The sequence below is a fragment of the Microbacterium sp. CSI-V genome (assembly GCF_001984105.1).
GTDB lineage: Bacteria > Actinomycetota > Actinomycetes > Actinomycetales > Microbacteriaceae > Microbacterium.
In genome coordinates this window covers 32,006-57,589 of sequence record NZ_MTQM01000008.1, presented here as the reverse complement: position 1 = coordinate 57,589, position 25,584 = coordinate 32,006, and the positions used below count along the sequence as shown (strand labels likewise).

Sequence of the window (25,584 nt, the reverse complement as noted above, 5' to 3'; positions counted from 1 at the left end):
CACCTCTCTTCGGTTGTATCCTATCTCACACAGAATGGATCCATTACGACGGGAGCTGTCATGGCGTGGTCCGCGGAGCAACGCGTGAAGGAACTGGGGTTGGTCATCCCCGACTACAGCGACCCGCCCTACGGTGAGCGCTACGCCACCATGAAGGCCTTCCATCACCTGGGACGCACGCTCACGATCAGCGGCATCACGCCCGAGGATCGCCGGGGCAACAAGGTGCACCCCGGTCGCGTCGGCGAGACCGTCACCCTCGAGGAGGGCTACGCGGCCGCCCGGTACGCCGCGATCAACGTCCTGGGCCTCATCCGGTATGCCGTGGGGTCGCTCGACGAGGTGTCCGCCTTCATCCGCACGCTGACCTTCGTGTGCGTCGCCCCGGACTTCACCGACGTGAACCTCGTCACCAACGGGGCGGCCGACCTCTTCGTCGAGGTCTTCGGCGACCGCATCGGACGTTCGACGTCCGCCGGCATCGGGGTCACCACGCTGTCGGGCAACAACGTGTTCGAGATGGTCACGGTCGTCGAGACCCGGCATCCGGCACCGGAGGTCGACGATGAGGATTGACACCCACCTGCACCTGTACGCCGATCCGGCGCAGGGCCTCCACGACCTGACCGCCTACCCCATCGTCGAGTACGGCGAGAAGGACGACGTGACCTTCGCGGGTCTCGCCGGCACCGTCGCCGACGCGCTCGCGACGCTCGAGACCGAGGGGTTCGACTACGCCGCCGTGCTCGGGAGCTTCGAACTGCCCGAGCTCCCGCACCCGCCCGGCGGTGCCGACTACTGGCCGGCGGTCCCGCCGCACGCCGACCTCCGCGACGACCTCGTCGCGTACAACCGGTGGCTGTGCGACGTGGGCGCGCAGCATCCGCGCCTGCTGCCGTTCCTCGCTGCCAATCCCGCCGTGATGACGTCCGCGGAGGTGTACGCGCACTTCGCCGAGATGTTCGGTGACCACGGTGCGCGGGGCCTGAAGCTGCACCCCATCGCCATCCGCACGTACCCGGACGACCCGGGCCTCGCCGGCGCCTACGACGCGCTGGAGGAGGCCGGTGCGCCGGTCGTGTTCCACGGAGGCCCCGACGTCCGCGGCTTCGGCTGGGCCGACCCGAAGCGCATCGCCGCCGTGGCTGGGGAGCGGCCGGGGCTCGCCGTCATCATGGCGCACCTGGGCGGGGCGGCGTGGCGCGACGTCGCGGCGCTCGCCGAGGCGCAGCCGACGCTGCGGTTCGACCTGTCCGAGATCGTGCACTGGATCGGTGCGCCCCTGGCGCCCACGGCTGTGCAGGTCGTGGCCCTCGTACGCGAGGTCGGAGTGGAGCGCGTCGTGCTCGGGTCGGACTTCCCCTGGTACACCCCGGGCGCCACGGCCGCGATCGTCGAGGAGCTGCCCGGGCTCTCGGAATCCGAAGCCGCCGCGATCATCGGCGAGAACGCCGCGCGGCTCCTGCGCCTCGGCTGAGCGGCTCGGGCTGCACGTCCCGGCGGGAGCCGAGGGCGTGCAGCCTGGGGAGATCAGGCGGCGGGCTTGTAGACCACGTAGAGCTTGCGGACCGGCTCGATGACGGTCCACACGCCCGTCCACCCGATCGGGAAGTACGCGGCGCTGCCGGCGGTGAGCTCCACCGCCTCTTCGCCGTCCCGCTGCACGGTCATGCGTCCAGCGAGGATGTGCACGATCTCGCCGCGGGTGAGGAACTCCCACCGCGAGGTGCCGGGGTCGCTCTCCCAGACGCCGGAGATGATGGTGCGGTCGTCGTTCACGAACTGCACCTTGCCGCGGACGATGATCTCGCCCGACAGTGGCTCGGCGTTCGGCGGGGCGAGGGGTTTGGCTTCCAGCTCGGCGGCATCCAGCTCGGCGGGGCGAATCACAAGTGTCATGATTGGATCCTAAAGACGCAATAATGGATCCGCAACGGGGAATGAGCATGATCGAGACCGTCCTGGGGCCCCTCCCGGCCGAGGCGCTCGGCGCGACGTCGATGCACGACCACGTGCTCGCCGACTCGGCCCGCCTGCAGCGCCCCGGCGAGCAGCCCCCGCCCCCGGGGCCGCCCACCGTGCGCCCCGAGACGCGTGCGTACCTCCGCCGCAACATGCTGGCCTTCGCCGACAACCTGCGGCTGGACGATCCGGATGCCGCCGTGGACGAACTCCGCGCGGCGGTCGCCGCGGGGCAGCGGGCGCTCGTCGAGTCCACGTCGTGGGGTCTGGGGCCCGACCACGGGCGGCTGCCCGCCATCGCGCGGCGGTCGGGGATGACCATCGTCGTCGCGTACGGCACCTACATCCGCTCGACGCTTCCGCCCGCGATCGCGGCGCTCGACGAGGACGGCCTGCGCGACCTGTTCGCCGTCGCGCTCGACGACGCGGTCCCCGGCACGGACTACCGCGCGGGTCTCCTCGGCATCCTGGGCGCCACCGCCGGGCTCCCGGACGCCGAACGCGGCATGCTGCGCGCGGCGGCCGATGCGGCGGCCCACGGTGGTGCGAGCGTCACGGTGCGCCTCGACCCCGATGCGCGTGACGGCATCGCCGTGCTCGACGAGCTCGCGGGTGCGGGGCTGCCGACGGATCGCGTGATCTTCACCAACGCCGACGAGTTCCTGGATGCCCCATACTGGCGCGATCTGTCGGATGCGGGCGCCACGCTCGAGATGTGCTTCGGCACCGAGGACGTGCACGTCGGACGCGTGTTCAACCCCACGGACGGGGAGCGTCTGCGCTTCTTCGTCGACGCCGTGGCCGAGCGGCCGTCGGCGTCGTACGTGCTCGGGCAGTCGGTGTGGACGAAGGCGCAGCTCGCCCGCCACGGCGGGTACGGCTACGCCCGGCTGCTCGGAACCGTCGTGCCGGAGCTGCGGGCGCGTCTGGGCGAGGTGCGGGTCGAGGAGATGCTCATCGGCGAACCTCGGCGCCTGCTCGACCGCGGAGCGGGACGCCCCGGCGCCTGACGGCATCCGGGGCGCCCCGCGCGCGGGTCAGACGACGTTCGCCGTCTCGGCCGGGAGCAGCAGCGCCGGGGCGGGCGCGGCCTCGCGGCCCTCGAAGGGCACCGGCTGGCAGACGAGGTAGTAGTCGCCCGCTTCCGTGTCGGCGAGGTTCGCGTTCTCGAGGATGACGACCCCGGCGTTGCAGAGGATGACGTGGGTGGGCCACTCGACCGTGTGGTCGGGGGCCTCCATCGTCATGTAGTCGTTGGCGGCGAAGACGACGCCCTGGTCGACGAGCCACTGTGCGCCGGAGGGGCCGAGCCCCACCCACGTGGGGCTCTTCTCGTTGCGCGTGAGGGCATCGGTGGAGTTGCGCGTCTTGAACAGCACGCGCGTCGCCCCCTCGGCGCCCGCGGCGATCAGGTCGTCGGCGGTGATCTCCTTCTCGACGTGGCGCAGGTCGAGCACCCGCGCCGGGCCGACGGTGTGGGTGAGGGGCAGGGAGTCCACGGTCGTCCCGCCGGGCACGAAATGGCTCGGGGCGTCGACGTGGGTGCCGGTGTGCGCTCCGATGAGCCAGCGCGACACCTCGCTCGGGTTGGTGTCGGAGATCTCCTCCACCATCTCGTACGTGGGTCGGCGACCCCAGTGCAGCATGTCGGGATGGACGGGGATGCTCAGATCGATGATGGTCACGGGCAGCACCCTAGCGCCAGGGATCCGAAAAGTGCATCTTTGGATCCAAACTCACGCGGCGACCTCGACGCCCTCGCGCTCCGACGCCTCCCGCTCGGCCGCGAGGTCGGCCAGCACGGCCATCTCGCGGTCGAGTTCGGGCTCCCGGCGCGGTACCACGAAGGCCAGCACCACGTAGGTCCCGAATCCGACGAGCGCCGACACGAGCGTCGCCCATCCGTCGAACTCCGGGCCGATCAGGTCGTTCGGAATGTAGAAGATGTCGTTCGGTACGCCGTAGAGCGTCGGGGTGAGGGCGAGCAGCGTCATCCGGACCACGAATCCGACGGCCATGGCGCCGAGGGCGGCGACGGCGCCCGGGCGCTTCCAGAACACGCCGATGACGAACGGCGCCGCGAGGCACGCGAGCATCAGGTCGAAGGCGAGGGTGAGCAGGATGCCGGTCTGGCTGACGCGGATGGCGAGGAAGGCGCCCGCGATCACGAACGGGATCATGGCGATCCGCGTCCAGCGCAGCAGCGGGTCGGGGCCGCTGCCGGTGTGGCGGCGGACCGTGAAGATGTTGCGGACGGCGATCGCCGAGGTCGCCAGCATCGCGCCGGACGCCGTCGAGAACGACGCGGCGACGATGCCCGAGAGGACGAGGATCGCGATGATCGGCGGGGCGTAGTCGCCGAGGAGCTGGTACAGCACCGGGCCGTTCTCGACCGAGAGCCCGAGGGTCGACGAGACGCTCAGGGCCACGATGGCGAAGACCGAGCCGATGGCCGCGGTGAGGCCGGCGGCGATGAAGCACGAGCGCTGCGCGACCGTGGGGCTCTTCGCGCCGAAGATGCGCTGCATGAAGTCGATCGCGACGATGTCGCCGATGGCCAGCGAGATGAGCGTCGCCCAGTTGATCGGGGCTCCGGCGGCGGGGTCGGTGAGCTGCTGGAGGTCCAGCGGTCCCATGCCCTCGGGGATCACGATCCCGTACGAGAGGGCGACCCAGGCGAGCAGGACGATGGCCGCCACCACGGTGATCGTGGTCTGGATCGCCGCGGTGTAGGCATCCGAGAACAGGCCGCCGGCGACCGTGTACGCGAGCACGAGGACGACGGCGAGCACCACGCCCCACGCGTAGGGGATGTTGGCGAAGCGCTCGAGGAGGAAGCCGCAGGCGACGAGGTTGCCCGCGAGCAGGAACGTGAACGACACGATCATGAGCACGGATGCCAGCAGCTCCACGGGGCGTCCGTACCGCAGGCGGAAGAAGTCGCCCAGCGTGAAGAGCTTCATGGAGTTCATGCGCTTGGCGAGGAAGAGCCCCGTCAGGAGGAGGCAGACGGCGAGGCCGATGGCGAGCGACGCCCCCGACCAGAAGCCGAACTGCGACGTGAGGTCGGTGTTCCCGACCGTCGCGTTGGCGTCGACGGCGGCGGCGGTGAGGCTGACGGCGACGAGCGGCACGCCGAGGCGGCGCCCGGCGACGAGGTAGTTCGCACTGTCGCCGTCGACCTTGCGTGCAACGACGATGCCGACGACGAGGATGAGGACGACGCTGAGCGCGACTCCGAAGATGATCATGGCGGACTCCCGGCGATGAGGGACGGATCGGGTTTCTGTTGCTTGACAGAAACGATCCGCTCGCCGGGGTCCCGCGTGGTTTCGGCCGTGTAAAAGGCGCGTGAAATCGCCCGCGGCGCCGGGGTGCGGCATCCGGGGCCCCGGCTCCCACTCACGCATAAACGCTTTTCGCGCGCAGAAACGCGTGGACGGCGCGTTTATGGTCGCGAATCGCGTTTATGCGTGCTCGCGCGGACGTGGCGGCTCCGGGATCGGGGCGCCACCGCGCGGACGCGGCTCAGTCGAGCGCCGACAGCACCCCGGGCCCCAGCGCGGCCGCGCGCTCGCGCGTCGCGGCGTCGAGGTCGAGCACCCGCAATGCGGCGGCGGCGATGGTCGTGGCATCCAGGGTCGCCGTCTGCCCGCCCTTCCGCTGCAGGATGACGCTCTCCACCAGCGCCAGCACGAGGGAGGCGCCGGCTGCCGCGGCAGCGACGCCGCACGCGGCCACGAGCGTGCGGTAGGTCGTCTCGAGCTCGCTCCGGCGTTCGCGGAACGGCTCGAACGCCGCGTCCGACACCTCGGGCAGCAGGTACAGCGCGCCGGTGTTGTGCGGGGCTTCGGCGAGGAGCGTGACGTCCGCGACGCACAGTGCCCACAGGCGCGCGGCGGGTTCCTCCTCGCGCGCGAGCAACTCGGCGGCGACGTCGAGCGAGGGCTGGACGGTGTCGAGCAGCAGCGCGAGGAGGATGTCCTGCTTGCGCGCGAAGTGGTGGTACAGCGTGGCTTGGCGGATGCCGGCGGCCTCGGCGATCGCGTGGGTGCTGGCCGAGGCGTACCCGCGCGTGCCGAAGAGGGCGGCCGCGGCGGCCAGGACGTCGGCGCGCGTGCCGAGTCCGGTGGGGGACGCACCCGAGGCGCGGGGGCGTCCGGTTCGGGTGGCGGTCATGCGCTCCACCGTACCCGGGGGTCGCGTAACGCCACCGAAACGCACGCCTGCTCTAATACCTGTCAAGCGACAGAAAGAGGCTGCACATGGAAGGTCGTGTCGACGCTCTCGGCAACGTGGGGCGCGCCCGTGAGGACGCCCGCGCCCGCGCCGCACAGTCGGAATGGATGCCGTATCTCCCGCCCTCTGCGGCTCCCTTCGCGCCGGAGGGGGTCGCCGCGGAAGACCTGCGCTGGGCCGAGACGGTGGCCCCGGGCGGCTACACGCACCTGCGCGTCGCCCGCGGCACGCGCCTGCGCTTCACGGATCCCACCGGCGACGCGTGCGCGACCGTGCTCCTCTTCAACGCCGTCGAAGCCGGCGAGCGACTCAACGTCGCGGACACGCAGAAGATCCCGTGGCAGGCGTACCTCGGCGAGGGCCACCCGCTGCTCTCGGGCGATGGCCGCGTCCTCGCGACGATCGCCGCCGACACCTCCGGCCACCATGACGCGTTCTGCGGCACCTCCACGGACGCCTGGAACGAGCAGCGCTACGGCGACGCGGCGCCCGAGGGTCCGTCGCCGTCGGGTCACGGTCTGCTGCGCCTCGCCGCGAGCAAGCACGGCCTGACCGTCCGCGACCTGCCGCCCGCGGTCTCGTTCTTCCAGGGTGTGCGCGCGAACCCCGAGGGCGACCTCGAGTGGCTCGGTTCCGCCGGTCCGGGGTCGTTCGTCGAGCTCGTCGCGGAACTGCCGTTGATCGTGCTGATCGCCGACGTCCCGCACCCGCTCGACCCGCGCGAGGACTACATCGTCGGTCCGCTGCAGGTCACGGCGTGGGCGTCCGAGCCGACCGGCGAGAGGGATGCCGTGTTCTCCCTCACCCCCGAGCGCGAACGCGCCTACCGCAACAGCATCACGTACGCCGCCCTGGCCGGGCTCTGAGCAGGAGTCGTCATGATCACCACCGTTCCCGAACGTCCCGTCCACGCCGACGGCGTGCCCCTCGACTGGTCCGAGCCGCTCGTGCCCGGCGAGGTCGTGCTCGATGAGCGCGTCGCGCCGCGCGGACCGTGGTCGGGCATCGTCCGCGCCGGCGACGTCCTGACGATCGTCGACGTGGGCGGCAACCAGTCCGCCGACTTCCTCGTCTACGCAGCCGACGACACCGACGAGCGCTACAGCGCCGCCGACACCATCGCGTGGCAGCGCAACGTCTACGTCCGCACCGGCACGGTGCTGCGCAGCAACCTCGGCCTTCCGCTCATGACCGTGGTCGGCAACGAGGTCGACCGGCAGGACACCATCGGCGGCGCCTGCTCCAAGGAGTCGAACACGCTCCGCTACGGCCACCACACCCTGTACCAACACGGATGCCGCGAGAACTTCCTCGCCGAAGCGGCGCGCTACGGCCTCGGTGCCCGCGACCTCGTCTCTAACCTCAACTGGTTCATGAACGTGCCGGTCGAGGAGGACGGGTCGCTCGGCATCGTCGACGGCATGTCGGCGCCCGGGAAACGCGTGGCCCTCCGCGCCGAGCGCGACGTGCTCGTGATCGTGTCGAACTGCCCGCAGATGAACAACCCGTGCAACGACTTCAGCTGCACGCCGCTGCGCATGGTGGTGACGCGCCCGTGACCGGTTTCGACACGCTCCTCGTCGCCAACCGCGGCGAGATCGCCCGCCGCATCCTGCGCTCCGCGCGGGAGCGCGGGCTCCGGACGGTCGCGGTGTTCTCCGACGCCGACCGCGCGGCGCCCCACGTCCGCGAGGCCGACGAGGCCGTGCGCCTCGGCCCCGCCCCCGCCGCGGAGTCGTACCTCCGCATCGACGCGATCCTCGACGCCGCCCGCGCCACGGGGGCCGGGGCGATCCACCCCGGGTACGGGTTCCTCGCCGAGAACGCCGACGCGGCACGCGCCGTCGAGGCGGCGGGGCTCGCGTGGGTCGGTCCGACGCCCGAGCAGCTCGAGGCCTTCGGGCTGAAGCACCGCGCGCGGGCGCTCGCCGAGGCCGCGGGCGTGCCGCTCCTCCCCGGCACCGGCGTGCTCGAGTCGGTCGACGAGGCCGAGGCCGCGGCATCCGTCATCGGATATCCCGTGATGCTGAAGGCCACCGGCGGCGGAGGCGGCATCGGCATGCGCGTGTGCGCGGATGCCGGCGAGCTCCGCGCCGCGTACGACGCGGTGGTCCGCCAGGCCGAGGCGAGCTTCGGCACGCCCGGAGTGTTCCTGGAGAAGTTCGTGCGCCCCGCGCGGCACGTCGAGGTGCAGCTCTTCGGCGACGGCGCGGGACGCGTCGCGGTCCTCGGCGACCGCGACTGCTCGCTGCAGCGCCGGAACCAGAAGGTCGTCGAGGAGGCACCGGCGCCCGGACTCCCCGACGCGGTCCGCGCGGAACTGCACCGCACCGCGGCGGCGCTGGCCTCCGGCATCCGGTACCGCTCCGCCGGGACGGCCGAGTTCGTCTACGACCCCGTCGCCGAGCGCGCGTACTTCCTCGAGGTCAACGCGCGCCTGCAGGTCGAGCACCCGGTCACCGAGGCGGTGTTCGGCGTCGACCTGGTCGGCCTGATGCTGGATCTCGCCGGCGGCGGCCCTGACGCGGTGCCCGACGAACTGTTCGCGGAGGTCCGCGAACCCCGCGGACACGCGGTCGAGGCCCGCATCTACGCCGAGGACCCCGACCGCGGCAACACCCCGTCCACCGGACTCGTGACCGCCGTGAAGCTGCCCGAGGGCGATGGCATCCGGGTCGACGCCTGGGTCGAGGCCGGCAGCGAGGTGTCGCCGTTCTACGACCCGCTGCTGGGCAAGGTCATCGCGTACGGCTCCGACCGCGATCAGGCGCTCGACCGGCTCTCCGCCGCGCTCGCCGACACGCGCATCGACGGCATCGTCACCGGCGCCGGCATGATCCGCGAGATCGTGAACGACCCGCGCGTCCGCGCCGTGGCGCATGACACCGGAACCCTCGACGACGCGCGCGACCCCGACCCCCGCATCGACGTCGTGGATGCCGGCATGCTCACGACCGTGCAGGACCTGCCCGGACGCGTCGGGTATTGGCAGATCGGCGTCCCGCCGTCGGGGCCCATGGATGCCGTGTCCTTCCGTGAGGCCAACCTCGCCGTCGGCAACCCCGAGGGGGAGCCGGGCCTGGAGATCACGCTCACCGGTCCGACTCTGCGCTTCAGCGTGGCGTCGGTCGTCGCCGTCACCGGAGCGCCGGTCGCGGTCGAGGTCGACGGTGTCGCCGCCGCGCAGTGGGAGCCGATCGAGGTTCCCGCGGGCGGCGTGCTGCGCATCGGCACTGCCGAGGGCCCGGGCATGCGCGTGTTCCTCGCCGTGCGCGGCGGCATCGACGTGCCGTCGTACCTCGGCAGCGCGTCGACCTTCACGCTCGGCGGCTTCGGCGGACACGGCGGCCGCGCGCTCGTGACCGGAGACGTGCTGCGCCCCGGCGCCGCCGCGATCGCCGACCCGGCGCCGATCCTCGCGGAGCGACGCCCGCACCTCGACACGACCTGGGTCCTGGCGGTGACCGAGGGGCCGCACGGCGCTCCCGAGTTCTTCACCCGCGCCGACATCGATGCGCTGTACTCCGCGGAGTACCGCGTCCAGGTCAACTCCGCCCGCACCGGCGTGCGGCTCACCGGCCCGAAGCCGGCGTGGGCGCGCACCGACGGTGGGGAGGCGGGGCTGCACCCCTCCAACATCCACGACACGCCCTACGCCGTCGGCGCGCTCGACTTCACCGGCGACACCCCCGTGCTCCTCGGCCCCGACGGGCCGAGCCTCGGCGGGTTCGTGTGCCCGGTGGTCGTGGCATCCGGGGATCTCTGGAAGCTCGGGCAGCTGCGGCCGGGAGACGTCGTGCGGTTCGCGCCGGTGCGCGAGGCCGATGCGGCCACGCTCGACCCGGCGATCGCCGCCCCCGCCCTCGTCGGTACCGGCGACGGCGACGACGGCGTGATCGCGTCGCGCGAGGCCGAGGTCGAGGGGGAGCGCGTCCTCCGTCCGCGGACGACGTACCGCCGCGACGGCGACGACAACGTCCTCGTCGAGTTCGGCGACCAGGTGCTCGATCTGGGGCTGCGCATGCGCGTGCACGCGCTGCAGGAACGCCTCGCGCAAGAGGCGCCGAGAGGGATCTTCGACGTCACCCCCGGCATCCGGTCGCTCCAGGTGCACACGGATGCCTCGGTGCTGCGCGCGTCGCAGCTCGTGGGACTGCTGCGCGAACTCGACGACGACCTGCCGCCGACGTCCGAGCTCGTCGTGCCCTCGCGCGAGGTACGGCTGCCGCTGTCGTGGGACGATCCCGCGACGCGTCTGGCGATCGAACGGTACATGGCGGGAGTCCGCGACGACGCCCCGTGGACGCCGTGGAACATCGAGTTCATCCGCCGCATCAACGGCCTCGACAGCGTCGACGACGTCTACCGCACCGTGTTCGACGCGCAGTACCTCGTGATGGGGCTGGGAGACGTGTACCTCGGCGCGCCGGTGGCGACGCCGCTCGACCCGCGCCACCGTCTGGTCACGACGAAGTACAACCCGGCGCGCACGTGGACGGCCGAGAACTCCGTCGGCATCGGCGGCGCGTACATGTGCATCTACGGCATGGAGGGCCCGGGCGGCTACCAGTTCGTCGGCCGTACCGTGCAGATCTGGAACCGTTTCCGCCGCGGCGGGCTGTTCGCCGAGAACCCGTGGGCGCTGCGGTTCTTCGACCGCATCCGCTGGTACCCCGTCTCGGCCGAGGAGCTCCTCGACCTCCGGGCGGACGTGGATGCCGGGCGCGGCGACTTCGAGACCGTCGAAGGCGAGTTCGCCCTGGCGGAGTACGAGCGGTTCCTCGCCGACGAGGCGCCCGGGATCGAGGCGTTCCGTGAGCGCCAGCGCCGCGCTTTCGACGAGGAGCGCGAGCGGTGGCGCGCGAGCGGCGAGTTCGACCGCGTCGACGAGGCACCTGCCGCGGCCCCGACCGCGGGCCGCGAGCTGCCGCCCGGAACGGTGGGGGTGACCGCGCCGTTCGCCGCCGCGGTCTGGCGCGTGGATGCCGCTCAGGGAGCGGCCGTGCAGAAGGAGCAGAAGATGATCGTGCTGGAGGCGATGAAGATGGAGACCCCGATCGGGTCGCCGGTGACGGGGACCGTCGCCGAGGTGTTCGTGCGGCCCGGCGAGACCGTGGCCGCGGGCCAGTTGCTCGCCGCCGTGGCGGTGGACGCGTGAGCGCCGTCGAGCGGGTCCGCGCCGCGTACGCCCGGATGCGCGAGGTCGACCGCCCCGAGGTGTGGATCACGGTCCGCGACGAGGACGACGCGCTCGCCGAAGCGGCCGAGGTCGATCTCGGCGTCGCGGCGGGGGAGCGCCTGCCGCTCGCCGGCACGGTCGTCGCGGTGAAGGACAACATCGACGTCGAGGGGATGCCGACCACCGCCGGGAGCCGCGCGTACGCGTACCGTCCCGAGCGCGACGCGACCGCGGTGGCGCGCCTGCGCGCGGCCGGGGCCGTGGTGGTCGGCAAGACGAACCTCGACCAGTTCGCCACCGGACTCGTGGGCACCCGCAGTCCGTTCGGCGCCGTCCGCAACGCGTGGGACCCCACCCGCATCTCGGGCGGCTCCAGCTCGGGATCGGCCGTGGCCGTGGCCCTCGGGATCGTCGACCTCGCGCTCGGCACCGACACGGCCGGTTCCGGTCGCGTGCCCGCGGCGCTCAACGGCATCGTGGGCGTCAAGCCGACGGTCGGGCTCGTGCCCGCCACCGGCGTCGTGCCCGCGTGCCGCACGCTCGACTGCGTCACGGTGTTCGCGCGCGACCTGTCCGACGCCCGCGCCGCGGCCGAGCTCATGGCCGGCCCCGACGGGATCGATCCGCTCGGCCGCGAGGACCGCCCCGCGCCGCCGCTCGACGCGCGCCCGCGCGTGGCCGTCCCGACGCCCGAGCACCTCGAGGGGCTCGCCGACGGCTGGGCCGAAGCCTTCGCCGGCGTCGTCGCCGCGCTCGCCGCCTCGGGGGTAGAGATCGTCGAGGTCGACATCGCGCCGCTCCTCGAAGCGGCGTCGCTGCTGTACGGCGGCGCGTTCGTCGCGGAGCGCACCGCGGCCGTCGGCGACTTCATCGCGGCCCACCCCGAGCTCGTCGGCACCGACCTCGATTCGACGGTCGCCGGCATCGTGCTCGCCGGTGCCGAGGCGCGGGCCGCGGACTACTTCCGCGACCGCGAGCGTCTCGACCGCCTCGGAGCGGAGGGGCTGCGCCGACTCGACGGGACCGTGGCGCTGCTCACGCCGACGACCACGTGGCATCCGACCCTCGACGAGGTCGCGGCCGACCCGGTCGGGGCCAACAGCCGCATGGGTCGGTACACGAACTTCGCGAACCTGCTCGACCGGAGCGCGCTCGCCGTCCCCGCCGGGGTGGTGGGTGGCCGCGCGTTCGGGGTGATGCTCACCGGTGCGCCGTTCGCCGACCGCACGCTCGCGCAGCTCGCCGAACGCATCCAGGCGCCGTCCGTCGACCTCCTCGTCGTGGGCGCGCACCTGCGCGGGCAGCCGCTGAACCACCAGCTCGTCGCCGCGGGCGGAACGTTCGTCGCCGAGGTCGAGACCGCCGCGCAGTATCGGCTCCACGCCCTCGACACTGTTCCGCCGAAGCCGGGCCTCGCCCGCGCGGCCGAGGGCGGCGCCGCGATCGCGGGGGAGGTGTGGCGGCTTCCGGCCGCCGGGTTCGGACGCTTCGTCGCGGATCTGCCCGCACCCATGGGGATCGGTTCCGCCGTCCTCTCCGACGGGTCGAGTGTCGCCGGGTTCCTGTGCGAGGCCGTCGCCCTGGAGGGCGCGACCGACATCACCGCCCACGGCGGGTGGCGCGCGTACCGGGCGGCGACGGCGTGAGCTCGACGGTCGTCGATCACGCCGACCTGCCGCCGCTGCGGCTGGGCGGCCGGCCGCGCCGCCTGGTCCCCATGGTCGTGGCGTACGAGCCGATCCCCGAGGCCGTGTCCCTCCACGGCGGCAGCAGCTTCCGGTTCCTCATGGAGCCGGTGACCGCGGTCGCGGTCGTGTTCGACGAGGGGTGGGTGATCGTCGACGGCGGGTTCGATCCGGCGCGCATCCGAGACCGCGCGACGCGCACGGCATCCTTCGACTACGAGAACTACACGCCGATCGTCCCGCCCGGCGACCCGTTGGTCGACCAGATCGCCGAGGCCGGGCTCGACCTCGACGATCTCGCGGCGGCGCTGCTCACGCACTCGCACTTCGACCACACCGGTGCCGCCCGTCTGCTCACTCCCGATCAGCCGCTGCTGCTGCAGCGCAGGGAGTGGCAGCACGTCAACGAGACCACCGACGCCCGCGGGAACTTCCTCTTCCGCGCCGACCTCGACCGCGACGGACTCACGCTCGGCCTGCTCGACGGCGATACGCCGCTGGCCGCGGGTCTCACCGCGATCGACACGTCGGGGCACACCCCGGGGCACCAGTCGTTCGCCGTGGAGCTGCCGGAGCGCACCGTCGTCCTGGCCGGAGACGCCGCGGACCTGCTCGACAACATCGAGCGCGAGGTCCGCTGCGGTTCGACGGTGGGCGACGACGGCCCCGCGCTCGCCGATCGCGCGATCTCCCGCCTGGCCTCCCTCCATCGCCGCCCCGGTTCCGAGGTCTGGCCCGCCCACGACCCCGCTTTCCCGGTCTGGTCGGCGATCGTCCGCTCCCGCTGACCCCCCGCCGCTCGGGGCGTGAGTCGCCAAGATTTGTCGCCTCCGCGGCCGGCGAAGCGACAAATCCTGGCGACTCACGCGCGCGAAGCGTGGGTAGCGTGAGGGGCGTGGACCTCAACGCCGACCTCGGAGAGACGCGCGACGGGATGCCGACCGCCGACGACGAGGCGATGTTCGCGGTCATCAGCAGCGCGTCCGTCGCGTGCGGCGGGCATGCGGGCGACGACGCCTCGATGCGGGCCTCGGTCGAGCGCGCGGCGCGGTTCGGCGTCGCGATCGGCGCGCACCCGTCGTACGAGGACCGCGCGAACTTCGGCCGCATCCGCCGCGACCCGCCCGCGTCCGAGTTGCGCGCGAGTGTGGCCCGTCAGCTCGATGCCCTCGAGGCCGCCGGCGCCGACCTCCGCTACGTGAAGCCCCACGGTGCCCTATACCACGCGGTCTCCGCCGACCCGGTGCAGGCCGCCGCGGTCGTCGCCGCGGTCGCCGACCACTCCGCCCGCCTCGGCCGACCCCTGCCCGTGCTCGGTCTCCCGGGTGCGATCGTCGAGGCCGCGGCATCCGCGGGACTCCCGTTCGTGCCCGAGGCGTTCCTCGACCGCGGATACACCGCGAGCGGCGGGCTCGTGCCGCGCGACCGGCCCGGAGCGCTCATCGCCGACCCCGCTCGCGTCGCCGACCGCCCGCTGCGCCTGGCCCTCGAGGGGACGGTGGATGCCGTCGACGGCACGTCCCTCACGGTGGATGCCGCATCCCTGTGCCTGCACGGCGACACCCCCGCCGCGGTCGCCATGGCCCGCGCCGTGCGGGCTGCACTGGACGCGGCGCATATAGAGGTACGCGCGCCGTGGTGACACTGCGGCCGATGGGGGAGCGGGCGATCCTGGCCGAGGTCGACGATCTCGCCCGGGTCCTGGGACTCCACGCGGCGCTCGCCGCGAGCCCGCCCGCGGGTGTCGACGACCTCGTCCCGGCGGCCCGCACCGTGCTCGTCGCCTTCGACCCGGCGCGCATCGCCCCCGCCGCGGTCCGGGCGTGGATCCTCTCGGTCGGGCAGACCCCTCCGGATGCCACGGCACCCGGCGCGCTCGTCGAGATCCCGACGCGGTACGACGGCCCCGACCTCGAGGAGACGGCCGCCCTGCTCGGCATCCGTCCCGCCGACCTCGTGGCGCGGCACGCCGGCGCCGAGTGGACCGTCGCCTTCACGGGCTTCGCCCCCGGGTTCGCCTACCTGGTGAGCGACGCCTGGCCCCACGACGTCCCGCGGCTCGCGCAACCGCGCACCCGCGTCCCCGCCGGGTCGATCGGTCTCGCCGGCGGCTTCTCGGGCGCCTATCCCCGCGAGACCCCCGGCGGCTGGCGCCTGATCGGCACCACCGATGCTCCGCTCTTCGATCCGGATGCCGCTGACCCGGTGCTCCTCGCCCCCGGCGCCCGCGTCCGGTTCGTGCCCCTGCGCGCGGCCGTGTCGGCGGCCACGGGAGGGGATTCGGCGAGCGGAGGGGCGGATGCCGCCGCGGCATCCTCCGATCCCGGAATCTCCTCCCGCCTCCCCGCGCTCCGCATCGTCGCCCCCGGCGCTCTCGCGACCGTGCAGGACCTCGGCCGCCCCGGACGCGCCGCGCTCGGCGTCGCACGGTCCGGCGCGCTCGACCGCGGAGCACTCCGCATCGCCAACCGCCTGGTCGGCAACGCCGAGGGCGCTGCGGGCGTCGAGATCGTGCTCGGCGGATTCCGCGCCGTCGCCGAGCGTGACACGTGGGTCGCTGTCACGGGCGCGCTCGGCGATCTCCACCTCGACGGAAGGGCGGTGGATGCCTACACCCCGGTGCTCCTCCCCGCCGGCGCCGAGCTGTCGATCGGTGTCGCCCGCGGGGGTGCGCGCTTCGCGCTCGCCGTGCGCGGCGGGGTCACGGGACCGGAGACGCTCGGGTCCCGCTCGACCGACGTGCTCGCGTCGCTCGGCCCGCCCGCGCTCCGCGCCGGCGACGTGCTGCGCGCGGGCGAGGCGTCGCACCCGATCCCCGTCGTGGATGTCTTCCCGTGGTCCGTGCCGGACTCCTCGATCGACGTGGACGTCGCCCCCGGTCCGCGCGCCGACTGGTTCACGCCCGCCGCCCGGCGAACCCTGGGCGAGGCGACGTGGACCGTCTCGCGCGACGCCGACCGGGTCGGCATCCGTCTCGACGGTCCGGCGCTCGAGCGCGTGCGGCACGACGAACTCCCCAGCGAGGGCATGCGGCCCGGCGCCCTGCAGATACCGCCCCACGGGCGTCCGGTCGTGCTGCTCGCCGACGGGCCCGTGACCGGCGGGTACCCCGTGATCGCCGTGGTGACGGATGCGACGCTCGATCGACTCGCGCAGGTCCGGCCCGGTGATCGCGTGCGATTCCGCGGGTCTCGGTAGGGTCGGACGCGGGAATCCCGGAGGAGCGCCCGCGGTTATACCGCAGGTACGCAAAGTCGTCAAGAATTCGACTGGACACGGCGCGTCCTCCCGCGTATGCTTGGACTTTGCGCTCCTCGATTCCCCCTGCCCTCATATGGTGGTCGGCTGAGCCTGCCCGTCCCCGCTTCACCGCGGTGTGCGACTCGCAGGTTATCGGGGCAGGAACGCACTCCACCTGACGACAAGGAATCACGAGCCCCTCGCCCGGGCTTCTGGAGGTTTTTCCCTTGGCTGCTGCGAGCAACGCATCCACCACCACCCCGAAGAGCGGACGCGGCGCATCCCGCCTCTCGTTCGCGAAGATCTCCGACAAGCTGACCGTTCCCGATCTGCTCGCACTGCAGACCGAGTCGTTCGACTGGCTGGTCGGCAACGAGGCCTGGAAGGCGCGCGTCGCCGAAGCCCAGGCGACCGGGCGCACCGATGTGCCCGAGATCAGCGGTCTCGAGGAGATCTTCGAGGAGATCTCGCCCATCGAAGACCTGAGCGAGACCATGCAGCTCTCGTTCACGAACCCGTACCTCGAGCCCGAGAAGTACTCGATCGAAGAGTGCAAGGAGCGCGGCAAGACCTACGCCGCCCCGCTGTACGTCGAGGCCGAGTTCATGAACCACCAGACCGGTGAGATCAAGACCCAGACGGTCTTCATGGGCGACTTCCCGCTCCAGACCGACAAGGGCACGTTCATCATCAACGGCACCGAGCGTGTCGTGGTGTCGCAGCTCGTGCGTTCGCCCGGTGTCTACTTCGACAAGACGCCCGACAAGACCTCCGACAAGGACATCGTCTCGGCGCGCGTGATCCCCTCGCGCGGTGCCTGGCTCGAGTTCGAGATCGACAAGCGCGACCAGGTCGGCGTGCGCATCGACCGCAAGCGCAAGCAGTCCGTCACCGTCTTCCTCAAGGCCCTCGGCCTCACCAGCGAGGACATCCTCGCCGAGTTCGCCGGCTTCGACTCCATCGAGGAGACGCTGTCGAAGGACACGATCCTCACGAAGGAAGACGCGCTCCGCGACATCTACCGCAAGCTCCGTCCGGGCGAGCAGGTCGCCGCCGAGGCCGCCCGCGCGCTGCTGGACAACTTCTACTTCAACCCGAAGCGCTACGACCTGGCAAAGGTGGGTCGCTACAAGATCAACCAGAAGCTCGGCCTCGACAAGCCGCTGTCGGACTCGGTGCTGACCGTCGACGACATCGTCGCCACGATCAAGTACCTCGTGCGTCTGCACCGCGGCGACACCGCCTTCGACGGCGTGCGTCACGGCCAGGCCGCCGAGATCCGCCTCGACGTCGACGACATCGACAACTTCGGCAACCGTCGCATCCGCGCCGTCGGCGAGCTCATCCAGAACCAGGTCCGCACCGGCCTGTCGCGCATGGAGCGCGTCGTCCGCGAGCGCATGACCACGCAGGACATCGAGGCGATCACGCCGCAGACCCTGATCAACGTGCGCCCCGTCGTGGCCGCGATCAAGGAGTTCTTCGGCACGTCGCAGCTGTCGCAGTTCATGGACCAGAACAACCCGCTCGCGGGTCTGACCCACAAGCGTCGCCTCTCGGCGCTGGGCCCCGGTGGTCTGTCCCGTGAGCGTGCCGGCGTCGAGGTCCGTGACGTCCACCCCTCGCACTACGGCCGCATGTGCCCGATCGAGACGCCGGAAGGCCCGAACATCGGTCTGATCGGTTCGCTGGCCTCGTTCGCGCGCATCAACGCGTTCGGCTTCATCGAGACCCCGTACCGTCGCGTCGTCGACGGTCGCGTGACCGACCAGATCGACTACCTCACCGCGAGCGAGGAGAGCGACCACATCGTCGCTCAGGCCGGTGTCGCCCTCAAGGCCGACGGCCACTTCGTCGAGGACCGCATCCTGGCCCGCCGCGGCCAGGGTGGCGAGGTCGACCTGTTCCCCGTCGACGAGATCGGCTACATGGACGTCTCGCCGCGCCAGATGGTGTCGGTGGCGACCTCGCTCATCCCGTTCCTCGAGCACGACGACGCCAACCGCGCCCTCATGGGTGCGAACATGCAGCGCCAGGCGGTCCCGCTCGTGCGCAGCGAGTCGCCCGTCGTGGGTACCGGTATGGAGGGCTTCGCCGCGATCGACGCCGGTGACGTCGTCACCGCCGAGAAGGCGGGCGTCGTCCTGGAGGTCTCGGCCGACGTCGTGACCATCCAGCTCGACGAGGGCGGCACCCAGGACTACTTCCTCCGGAAGTTCGACCGCTCCAACCAGGGCACGTCCTACAACCAGCGCGTGGTCGTCTCGGCCGGTGAGCGCATCGAGGTCGGCGAGGTCATCGCCGACGGTCCCGCGACCGAGAACGGCGAGCTCGCCCTCGGCAAGAACCTCCTCGTGGCGTTCATGACGTGGGAGGGTCACAACTTCGAGGACGCGATCATCCTCAGCCAGGACCTCGTGAAGGACGACACGCTCTCGTCGATCCACATCGAGGAGTACGAGGTCGACGCGCGCGACACCAAGCTCGGCAAGGAGGAGATCACCCGTGACCTCCCCAACGTCAGCCCCGACCTGCTGAAGGACCTCGACGAGCGCGGCATCGTCCGCATCGGCGCCGAGGTGCGTCCCGGCGACATCCTCGTCGGCAAGGTCACGCCCAAGGGCGAGACCGAGCTGTCGGCCGAGGAGCGCCTGCTCCGCGCGATCTTCAACGAGAAGAGCCGCGAAGTCCGTGACACCTCGCTGAAGGTGCCCCACGGCGAGCAGGGCACGATCATCGCCGTCAAGGAGTTCAACGCCGAGGACGGCGACGACGAGCTCGGCTCGGGCGTCAACCGTCGCGTCGTGGTCTACATCGCCCAGAAGCGCAAGATCACCGAGGGCGACAAGCTCGCCGGCCGCCACGGCAACAAGGGTGTCATCGCCAAGATCCTCCCGATCGAGGACATGCCCTTCCTCGCCGACGGCACCCCGGTCGACGTCGTGCTCAACCCGCTCGGCATCCCCGGTCGAATGAACTTCGGCCAGGTCCTCGAGCTCCACCTCGGCTGGATCGCCCAGCAGGGCTGGAAGGTCGAGGGCACGCCCGAGTGGGCCGCGCACCTGCCCGAGCAGGCCCGTGAGGCCGCGCCCGGCACCAAGGTCGCGACCCCCGTGTTCGACGGCGCCTTCGAGGACGAGATCGCGGGTCTGCTCGACTCGACGATCCCGAACCGCGACGGCGAGCGACTGATCGACTCCACCGGGAAGACCATCCTGTTCGACGGTCGTCACGGCGAGCCGTTCCCGGCGCCCATCTCGGTCGGCTACATGTACATCCTGAAGCTGCACCACCTCGTCGACGACAAGATCCACGCTCGCTCGACGGGCCCCTACTCGATGATCACCCAGCAGCCGCTCGGCGGTAAGGCCCAGTTCGGTGGCCAGCGCTTCGGTGAGATGGAGGTGTGGGCGCTCGAGGCCTACGGCGCCGCATACGCGCTGCAGGAGCTCCTCACGATCAAGTCCGACGACATCCTCGGCCGCGTCAAGGTGTACGAGGCGATCGTCAAGGGCGAGAACATCCAGGAGCCCGGCATCCCCGAGTCCTTCAAGGTGCTCATGAAGGAGATGCAGTCGCTCTGCCTGAACGTCGAGGTCCTCTCGGCCGACGGCACGGCGGTCAACCTCCGTGACACCGACGACGACGCCTTCCGCGCCGCCGAAGAGCTCGGCATCAACATCTCCAGCCGCTTCGAGTCCTCGTCCATCGACGAGATCTGACCCGGCCAGGCAACGAACAGAATTCCGACACAGGAGAACCAGTGCTCGAATCAACCACTTTCGATCAGCTTCGTATCGGCCTGGCCACCGCCGACGACATCCGTCGTTGGTCTTTCGGTGAGGTCAAGAAGCCCGAAACCATCAACTACCGCACCCTGAAGCCCGAGAAGGACGGTCTGTTCGGCGAGCAGATCTTCGGACCCTCGCGCGACTGGGAGTGCGCGTGCGGCAAGTACAAGCGCGTCCGCTTCAAGGGCATCGTCTGCGAGCGCTGCGGCGTCGAGGTCACCAAGTCCTCGGTCCGTCGCGAGCGCATGGGCCACATCGAGCTCGCCGCGCCCGTCACCCACATCTGGTACTTCAAGGGCGTGCCCTCGCGCCTCGGGTACCTGCTGGACATGGCTCCGAAGGACCTCGAGAAGGTCATCTACTTCGCCGCCTACATGGTCATCTCGGTCGACGAGGATGCTCGTCACCGCGACCTGGCGACGCAGGAGAACAACATCCGTCTCGAGCTGAAGACGCTCGGCGACCGTCGCGACTCGCGCATCGCCGCCCGTCTGGCGAAGCTGGAGGAGGAGCTCGCGGCTCTCGAGGCCGAGGGTGCCAAGGCGGACCAGAAGAAGAAGGTCAAGGACGCCGCCGAGAAGGACATGACCTCGATCCGCAAGAACGCGGACGAGCAGATCGCCAAGCTCGAGCGCGTGTGGGAGGACTTCCGCACGCTCGAGGTCGGCGCCCTGAAGCCCGAGGACGACGTCTTCCACGAGCTCCAGGACCGGTTCGGTCAGTACTTCGAGGCCCACATGGGTGCGGAGTCGATCAAGCGTCGCCTGGAGACCTTCGACCTGGCCGCCGAGTCGGAGAGCCTGCACCTGCAGATCTCCGAGGGCAAGGGCCAGCGCAAGATCCGCGCGATCAAGCGTCTGAAGGTCGTCAACTCGTTCCTGCAGACCGGCATGTCGCCGGCCTCGATGGTGCTCGACGTCGTTCCGGTGATCCCACCGGAGCTGCGCCCGATGGTCCAGCTCGACGGTGGCCGTTTCGCCACCTCCGACCTGAACGACCTCTACCGTCGCGTGATCAACCGCAACAACCGCCTCCGTCGCCTGATCGACCTCGGTGCCCCCGAGATCATCGTCAACAACGAGAAGCGCATGCTGCAGGAGGCCGTCGACGCGCTGTTCGACAACGGCCGCCGCGGTCGCCCCGTCACCGGTACCGGCAACCGCGCCCTGAAGTCCCTGAGCGACATGCTCAAGGGAAAGCAGGGTCGTTTCCGCCAGAACCTGCTCGGCAAGCGCGTGGACTACTCGGGTCGTTCGGTCATCATCGTCGGACCCCAGCTGAAGCTCCACCAGTGCGGTCTGCCCAAGCAGATGGCGCTCGAGCTGTTCAAGCCGTTCGTGATCAAGCGCCTGATCGACCTCGGCCACTCGCAGAACATCAAGGCCGCCAAGCGCGCCGTCGAGCGCTACCGTCCCGAGGTCTGGGACGTGCTGGAAGAGATCATCCGCGAGCGTCCCGTGCTGCTGAACCGTGCACCCACCCTGCACCGTCTCGGCATCCAGGCGTTCGAGCCCCAGCTCGTCGAGGGCAAGGCGATCCAGCTGCACCCGCTCGTGTGCGCGGCGTTCAACGCCGACTTCGACGGTGACCAGATGGCCGTCCACCTGCCGCTGTCCGTCGAGGCCCAGGCCGAGGCGCGCGTGCTCATGCTCGCGTCGAACAACATCCTGAAGCCGTCCGACGGCCGCCCGGTGACCCTGCCCTCGCAGGACATGATCATCGGCCTCCACCACCTCACCACCCTCAAGGAGGGTGCCGTGGGCGAGGGTCGTGCGTTCGGTTCGGTGGGCGAGGCGATCCTGGCCAAGGACGAGGGCACCCTCGACCTGCAGGCCAAGGCGCGCATCCGCATCCCCGGCCTCACGTTCCTCGAGGGCCAGGCGCCCGAGGGCTACGAGAAGCACGGTCTCGTGGATGCGTCGCTCGGTCAGGCGATCTTCAACGACACGCTCCCCAAGGGCTACCCGTTCGTCCGCGAGCAGGCCGACAAGGGCAAGCTGTCGCAGATCGTCAACAAGCTGGCCGAGGAGTACCCCAAGGTCGAGGTCGCGGCATCGCTCGACCGGATCAAGGACGCCGGTTTCTACTGGGCCACGCGTTCGGGTGTGACGGTCGCGCTGAGCGACATCCTCACGCCCCCGAACAAGGGCGAGATCGTCGCGGGCTACGAGAAGCAGGCCGCGAAGGTCCAGGCGCAGTACGAGAAGGGTCTCACCACCGACGCCGAGCGTCGCCAGGAGCTCATCAAGATCTGGACCGAGGCCACGGATGCCGTCCAGAAGGCGATGCGCGACAACTTCCCGGCCGACAACACCATCAACCGCATGGTCTCGTCGGGCGCCCGTGGTAACTGGCTGCAGATCCGCAACATCGCGGGTATGCGTGGTCTGGTGAACAACCCGAAGGGTGAGATCATCCCGCGTCCGATCATCTCCTCGTACCGCGAGGGTCTGTCGGTCGCCGAGTACTTCATCGCGACGCACGGTGCCCGTAAGGGTCTGGCCGACACGGCTCTCCGTACGGCCGATTCGGGTTACCTCACGCGTCGTCTGGTGGACGTCTCGCAGGACGTCATCATCCGCGAGGAGGACTGCGGCACGTCGAAGGGCCTCGAGCTCCCGATCGCCGCGGTCGACTCGACCGGCACCCTGGTCAAGGACGCCAACGTCGAGAACTCGGTCTTCGCCCGTACGCTCGCCACGGCGGTCGTCGACGCGCAGGGCACGGTTCTGGCCGAGGCCGGCGACGACGTGGGCGACGTGCTCATCGACAAGCTGGTCGCCGGTGGCGTCGAGACCATCAAGGTCCGCTCGGTCCTCACGTGCGACTCGGCCGTCGGTGTCTGCGCGAAGTGCTACGGCCGTTCGCTCGCCACCGGGAAGATCGTCGACATCGGCGAGGCCGTCGGCATCATCGCGGCCCAGTCGATCGGTGAGCCCGGTACTCAGCTGACGATGCGTACCTTCCACACCGGTGGTTCCGCGTCGGCCGACGACATCACGCAGGGTCTGCCCCGCGTGCAGGAGCTGTTCGAGGCCCGTACCCCCAAGGGTGCGTCGCCGATCGCGGAGGCCGACGGCCGCATCACGATCGACGAGACCGACAAGGCCAAGAAGGTCATCCTCACGCCCGACAACGGCGACGAGCCCGTGGTCTACCCGGTCCTGAAGCGTGCGACCCTCCTCGTCGAGGACGGCCAGCACGTCAAGGTCGGCGAGCCCCTCCAGGTCGGAACGCTCGACCCCAAGGAGGTCATGCGCGTGCAGGGTGCCCGCGAGGTGCAGAAGTACCTCGTGAACGGCGTCCAGGGCGTGTACCGCTCGCAGGGTGTGCCGATCCACGACAAGCACATCGAGGTCATCGTGCGCCAGATGCTGCGCAAGGTCACCGTCGTCGACCACGGCGACACCGACCTGCTGCCCGGCGAGCTGGTGGACTTCAAGCGCTACCAGACCATCAACCGCGAGACGGTCGGCGAGGGCAAGCGTCCCGCGTCGGGTCGTCCCGAGCTGATGGGTATCACGAAGGCGTCGCTCGCGACCGAATCGTGGCTGTCGGCGGCATCGTTCCAGGAGACCACCCGCGTCCTGACGCAGGCGGCCATGGAGGGCAAGAGCGACCCGCTCGTCGGCCTCAAGGAGAACGTCATCATCGGAAAGCTCATCCCCGCCGGAACCGGTCTTGCGAAGTACCGCAACGTCACGGTCGAGGCGACGGAGGAGGCCAAGAGCGAGCGGTACCCCAACCGCATCTTCGCCTCGGACGGCGCCTACAGCGACGCCGACCTGAGCTACGTCGACTTCGACAGCTTCTCGACGGACGACTTCACGCCCGGTACCTATAACTGAGTGAGACGGATGCCACGCCTCGGCGCGGCATCCTGATCCCCGAAGGCCCCCGGCTCGCGCCGGGGGCCTTCGTCGTGCCCGGCGCGTTTCCGACGGATGACGTGTCAGGGCGCGCGGCGTGTCGCCGCGCCGACGCGCCGGGGTCCGTCGCCTACCGTGGACGGGGAGGAACGGATGGCTCGAGTCGCGGGACGCAGCGTCTGGATCGCATGGCCGGTCGGCGTGCTGTGCGCGGCCGTGGTCGCGGTGCTCGCGTTCCTCGCTGCGCCGGGGGTGCCCGGAGCGGTGAGCTTCGTCGGCGATACGCTGCGGGCCGGCTCCACGACGACGCCGTGGACGGACGCCCCGCGCGTCCCCGGGCCGGCCACCACGTGCCGTGACCTGTACACGCAGCCGATGTGGTCGGAGTTGGTGTGGTCGCCCGAGGCGCTGCTGACGCAGCGGCACTCCGCAGCCTCGTCGACACCCGAGGCGGTCGCGGCGGCCGCCGGCACGCCCGTCGTCACCTGCCATTGGCGCGGCGAGTCGGGACGGTGGCTGGAGACGAGCGTCGCCACGGTCTCGGCGGAGGGGGCTGCCGCCGTGGTGGCGACGCTGACCGGTCAGGGCTTCGCGTGCACGACCGCGGGGGACACCGAGCACTGCGAGCGCACGGCCGGAGACGTCGTGGAGGTGCACGACGTCCGCGGCGACCGGTGGGTGTCGTCGACCTTCGACGGATGGATGCCGGACGGGTACGTCGCGGTCGTGGCATCCCGCGCCTTCGGCGAGTAGTCCGCGGCGCCGTCCCCGGCACGCATAAACGCGATCCGCACGTATAAACACGGGGAGCACGCGTTTATGTGTGCGAATCGTGTTTATGCCTGTGACGACTCCCGGCCCCGCGGCCGTACCCCGCACCCGGCGCGCACGGACCCCCTCCGCGCCGGAGTGCCGCCCCGGCCGGGCGCGGTGACGCGTCAGCCGTAGATCGCGGAGATGATGCTCGCCGTGTAGCCCGTGGGGGCGAGGTTGGAGTACTGGGTGTCGATGAGGACGTCGTCGCGCCAGAACAGCGTGCGCCCGTCGTTGACGGCGTACGTGGTGTTGATCCAGGTCTTCTCGCAGCGGGTGCCGTCGTCGGGCGTGTAGCAGCTGAACCCCTGGGTGTTGACGAGGTCGTTGAGCATGTCGAGGGCGGGACCCCGGTCGATGCGCGTGATCGTGGTCATGAGGCCGGTCGTGTCGGCGCCGGGGTCACGCCAGATGCAGATGAGGGATCCATCGGGCTGGACGCCCGAGGGGCCCGCCGCCGGATCGTTCAGGGGGATGGACCCGAGCTGCGACAGCACGTCGGGCGTGAGGATCGCGCGGCAGTCGGTGGGGATCGCCGCCGGGGCGACGGTGGGGGTGATCGTGGGGATCGGGGTGCCACCCGGGGTGCCGGACGCACTCGGGGAGGCGGCGGTGGGCGCGGGCTCCGCGGTGCCCTGCTCGGGAGCGCACCCGCTCAGCGCGAGCGCGGCGGTCAGCGCGAGCACCGCGGCGAGGGCCGCAGCGGGGGGTCGACCGGTCATGTCGCCCACCCTAGGCGGACCCGCCGTCACGGTCGAGACCGACACACGACGGCACGCCTCCGCCGCGCGGGCCGTGGCGCGGGT

18 protein-coding genes are annotated in these 25,584 nt (G+C 71.1%); 13 read left to right on the top strand and 5 right to left on the bottom strand.

The window, feature by feature from the left end; genetic code table 11:
• The first annotated feature begins 60 nt into the window (after positions 1-60).
• Together CSIV_RS06910 and CSIV_RS06905 are read left to right on the top strand one after the other, a co-directional pair.
• Complete coding sequence (locus CSIV_RS06910) at positions 61-576, top strand: RidA family protein (RefSeq protein WP_077050690.1); 516 nt, start codon at positions 61-63, stop codon at positions 574-576.
• A complete protein-coding gene (locus tag CSIV_RS06905; protein ID WP_077050689.1) occupies positions 566-1,477 on the top strand; it encodes an amidohydrolase family protein in 912 nt (303 codons plus the stop codon). Before CSIV_RS06910 ends, CSIV_RS06905 begins: the two co-directional genes overlap by 11 nt.
• Before the next feature lie 53 nt (positions 1,478-1,530).
• Here the strand turns inward: CSIV_RS06905 and CSIV_RS06900 are convergent, their stop codons facing one another.
• On the bottom strand, positions 1,531-1,899 hold the full coding sequence (locus tag CSIV_RS06900; RefSeq protein WP_077050688.1) for a cupin domain-containing protein: 369 nt from the start codon (positions 1,897-1,899) through the stop codon (positions 1,531-1,533).
• A 47-nt stretch (positions 1,900-1,946) separates the two neighbouring features.
• Here CSIV_RS06900 and CSIV_RS06895 point away from each other — a divergent pair, with 47 nt between their 5' ends.
• The gene (locus tag CSIV_RS06895) at positions 1,947-2,972 is read left to right on the top strand and encodes a hypothetical protein (RefSeq protein WP_077051338.1); all 1,026 of its coding nucleotides are present in this window, start codon (positions 1,947-1,949) and stop codon (positions 2,970-2,972) included.
• A gap of 27 nt (positions 2,973-2,999) precedes the next feature.
• Here CSIV_RS06895 and CSIV_RS06890 read toward each other — a convergent pair whose 3' ends face one another.
• The 3 genes from CSIV_RS06890 to CSIV_RS06880 form a co-directional block, all read right to left on the bottom strand.
• On the bottom strand, positions 3,000-3,647 hold the full coding sequence (locus tag CSIV_RS06890) for a cyclase family protein (protein ID WP_202401118.1): 648 nt from the start codon (positions 3,645-3,647) through the stop codon (positions 3,000-3,002).
• 51 nt (positions 3,648-3,698) lie between these two features.
• On the bottom strand, positions 3,699-5,213 hold the full coding sequence (locus tag CSIV_RS06885) for a sodium:solute symporter family protein (RefSeq protein ID WP_077050687.1): 1,515 nt from the start codon (positions 5,211-5,213) through the stop codon (positions 3,699-3,701).
• Positions 5,214-5,490: 277 nt separating this feature from the next.
• The gene (locus CSIV_RS06880; RefSeq protein WP_077050686.1) at positions 5,491-6,141 is read right to left on the bottom strand and encodes a TetR/AcrR family transcriptional regulator; all 651 of its coding nucleotides are present in this window, start codon (positions 6,139-6,141) and stop codon (positions 5,491-5,493) included.
• An 86-nt stretch (positions 6,142-6,227) separates the two neighbouring features.
• On the opposite strand from CSIV_RS06880, the gene CSIV_RS06875 reads away from it, so the two are divergent.
• From CSIV_RS06875 to CSIV_RS06830, 10 genes are all read left to right on the top strand, one after another.
• Positions 6,228-7,067 carry an urea amidolyase associated protein UAAP1 gene (locus CSIV_RS06875; protein WP_077050685.1) on the top strand — a complete coding sequence of 280 codons (840 nt, stop codon included), beginning with the start codon at positions 6,228-6,230 and terminating at the stop codon, positions 7,065-7,067.
• Between the two features lie 12 nt (positions 7,068-7,079).
• Positions 7,080-7,760 carry an urea amidolyase associated protein UAAP2 gene (locus CSIV_RS06870; RefSeq protein ID WP_026095988.1) on the top strand — a complete coding sequence of 227 codons (681 nt, stop codon included), beginning with the start codon at positions 7,080-7,082 and terminating at the stop codon, positions 7,758-7,760.
• Positions 7,757-11,359 (top strand): urea carboxylase, encoded by a 3,603-nt coding sequence (uca, locus tag CSIV_RS06865; protein WP_077050684.1) that lies wholly within the window; start codon positions 7,757-7,759, stop codon positions 11,357-11,359. The genes CSIV_RS06870 and uca overlap by 4 nt, the downstream gene beginning before the upstream one ends.
• Positions 11,356-13,026 (top strand): allophanate hydrolase, encoded by a 1,671-nt coding sequence (locus tag CSIV_RS06860; protein WP_077050683.1) that lies wholly within the window; start codon positions 11,356-11,358, stop codon positions 13,024-13,026. The genes uca and CSIV_RS06860 overlap by 4 nt, the downstream gene beginning before the upstream one ends.
• The gene (locus CSIV_RS06855; protein WP_139340634.1) at positions 13,023-13,853 is read left to right on the top strand and encodes an MBL fold metallo-hydrolase; all 831 of its coding nucleotides are present in this window, start codon (positions 13,023-13,025) and stop codon (positions 13,851-13,853) included. Before CSIV_RS06860 ends, CSIV_RS06855 begins: the two co-directional genes overlap by 4 nt.
• Before the next feature lie 98 nt (positions 13,854-13,951).
• On the top strand, positions 13,952-14,707 hold the full coding sequence (locus CSIV_RS06850) for a 5-oxoprolinase subunit PxpA (protein ID WP_139340633.1): 756 nt from the start codon (positions 13,952-13,954) through the stop codon (positions 14,705-14,707).
• Positions 14,701-16,263, top strand: a complete 1,563-nt coding sequence (locus CSIV_RS06845; RefSeq protein WP_238592344.1) for an urea amidolyase family protein — start codon at positions 14,701-14,703, stop codon at positions 16,261-16,263. The genes CSIV_RS06850 and CSIV_RS06845 overlap by 7 nt, the downstream gene beginning before the upstream one ends.
• A 269-nt stretch (positions 16,264-16,532) precedes the next feature.
• A complete protein-coding gene (gene rpoB, locus CSIV_RS06840; protein WP_077050682.1) occupies positions 16,533-20,027 on the top strand; it encodes a DNA-directed RNA polymerase subunit beta in 3,495 nt (1,164 codons plus the stop codon).
• 41 nt (positions 20,028-20,068) lie between these two features.
• Positions 20,069-23,944 carry a DNA-directed RNA polymerase subunit beta' gene (gene rpoC / locus CSIV_RS06835; RefSeq protein ID WP_077050681.1) on the top strand — a complete coding sequence of 1,292 codons (3,876 nt, stop codon included), beginning with the start codon at positions 20,069-20,071 and terminating at the stop codon, positions 23,942-23,944.
• Positions 23,945-24,118: 174 nt separating this feature from the next.
• Positions 24,119-24,718: a hypothetical protein gene (locus CSIV_RS06830; RefSeq protein WP_077050680.1), complete on the top strand. Its 600-nt coding sequence runs from the start codon at positions 24,119-24,121 to the stop codon at positions 24,716-24,718.
• Positions 24,719-24,903: 185 nt separating this feature from the next.
• Here CSIV_RS06830 and CSIV_RS06825 read toward each other — a convergent pair whose 3' ends face one another.
• Positions 24,904-25,500: a hypothetical protein gene (locus tag CSIV_RS06825; RefSeq protein ID WP_077050679.1), complete on the bottom strand. Its 597-nt coding sequence runs from the start codon at positions 25,498-25,500 to the stop codon at positions 24,904-24,906.
• Positions 25,501-25,584: the final 84 nt, after the last annotated feature.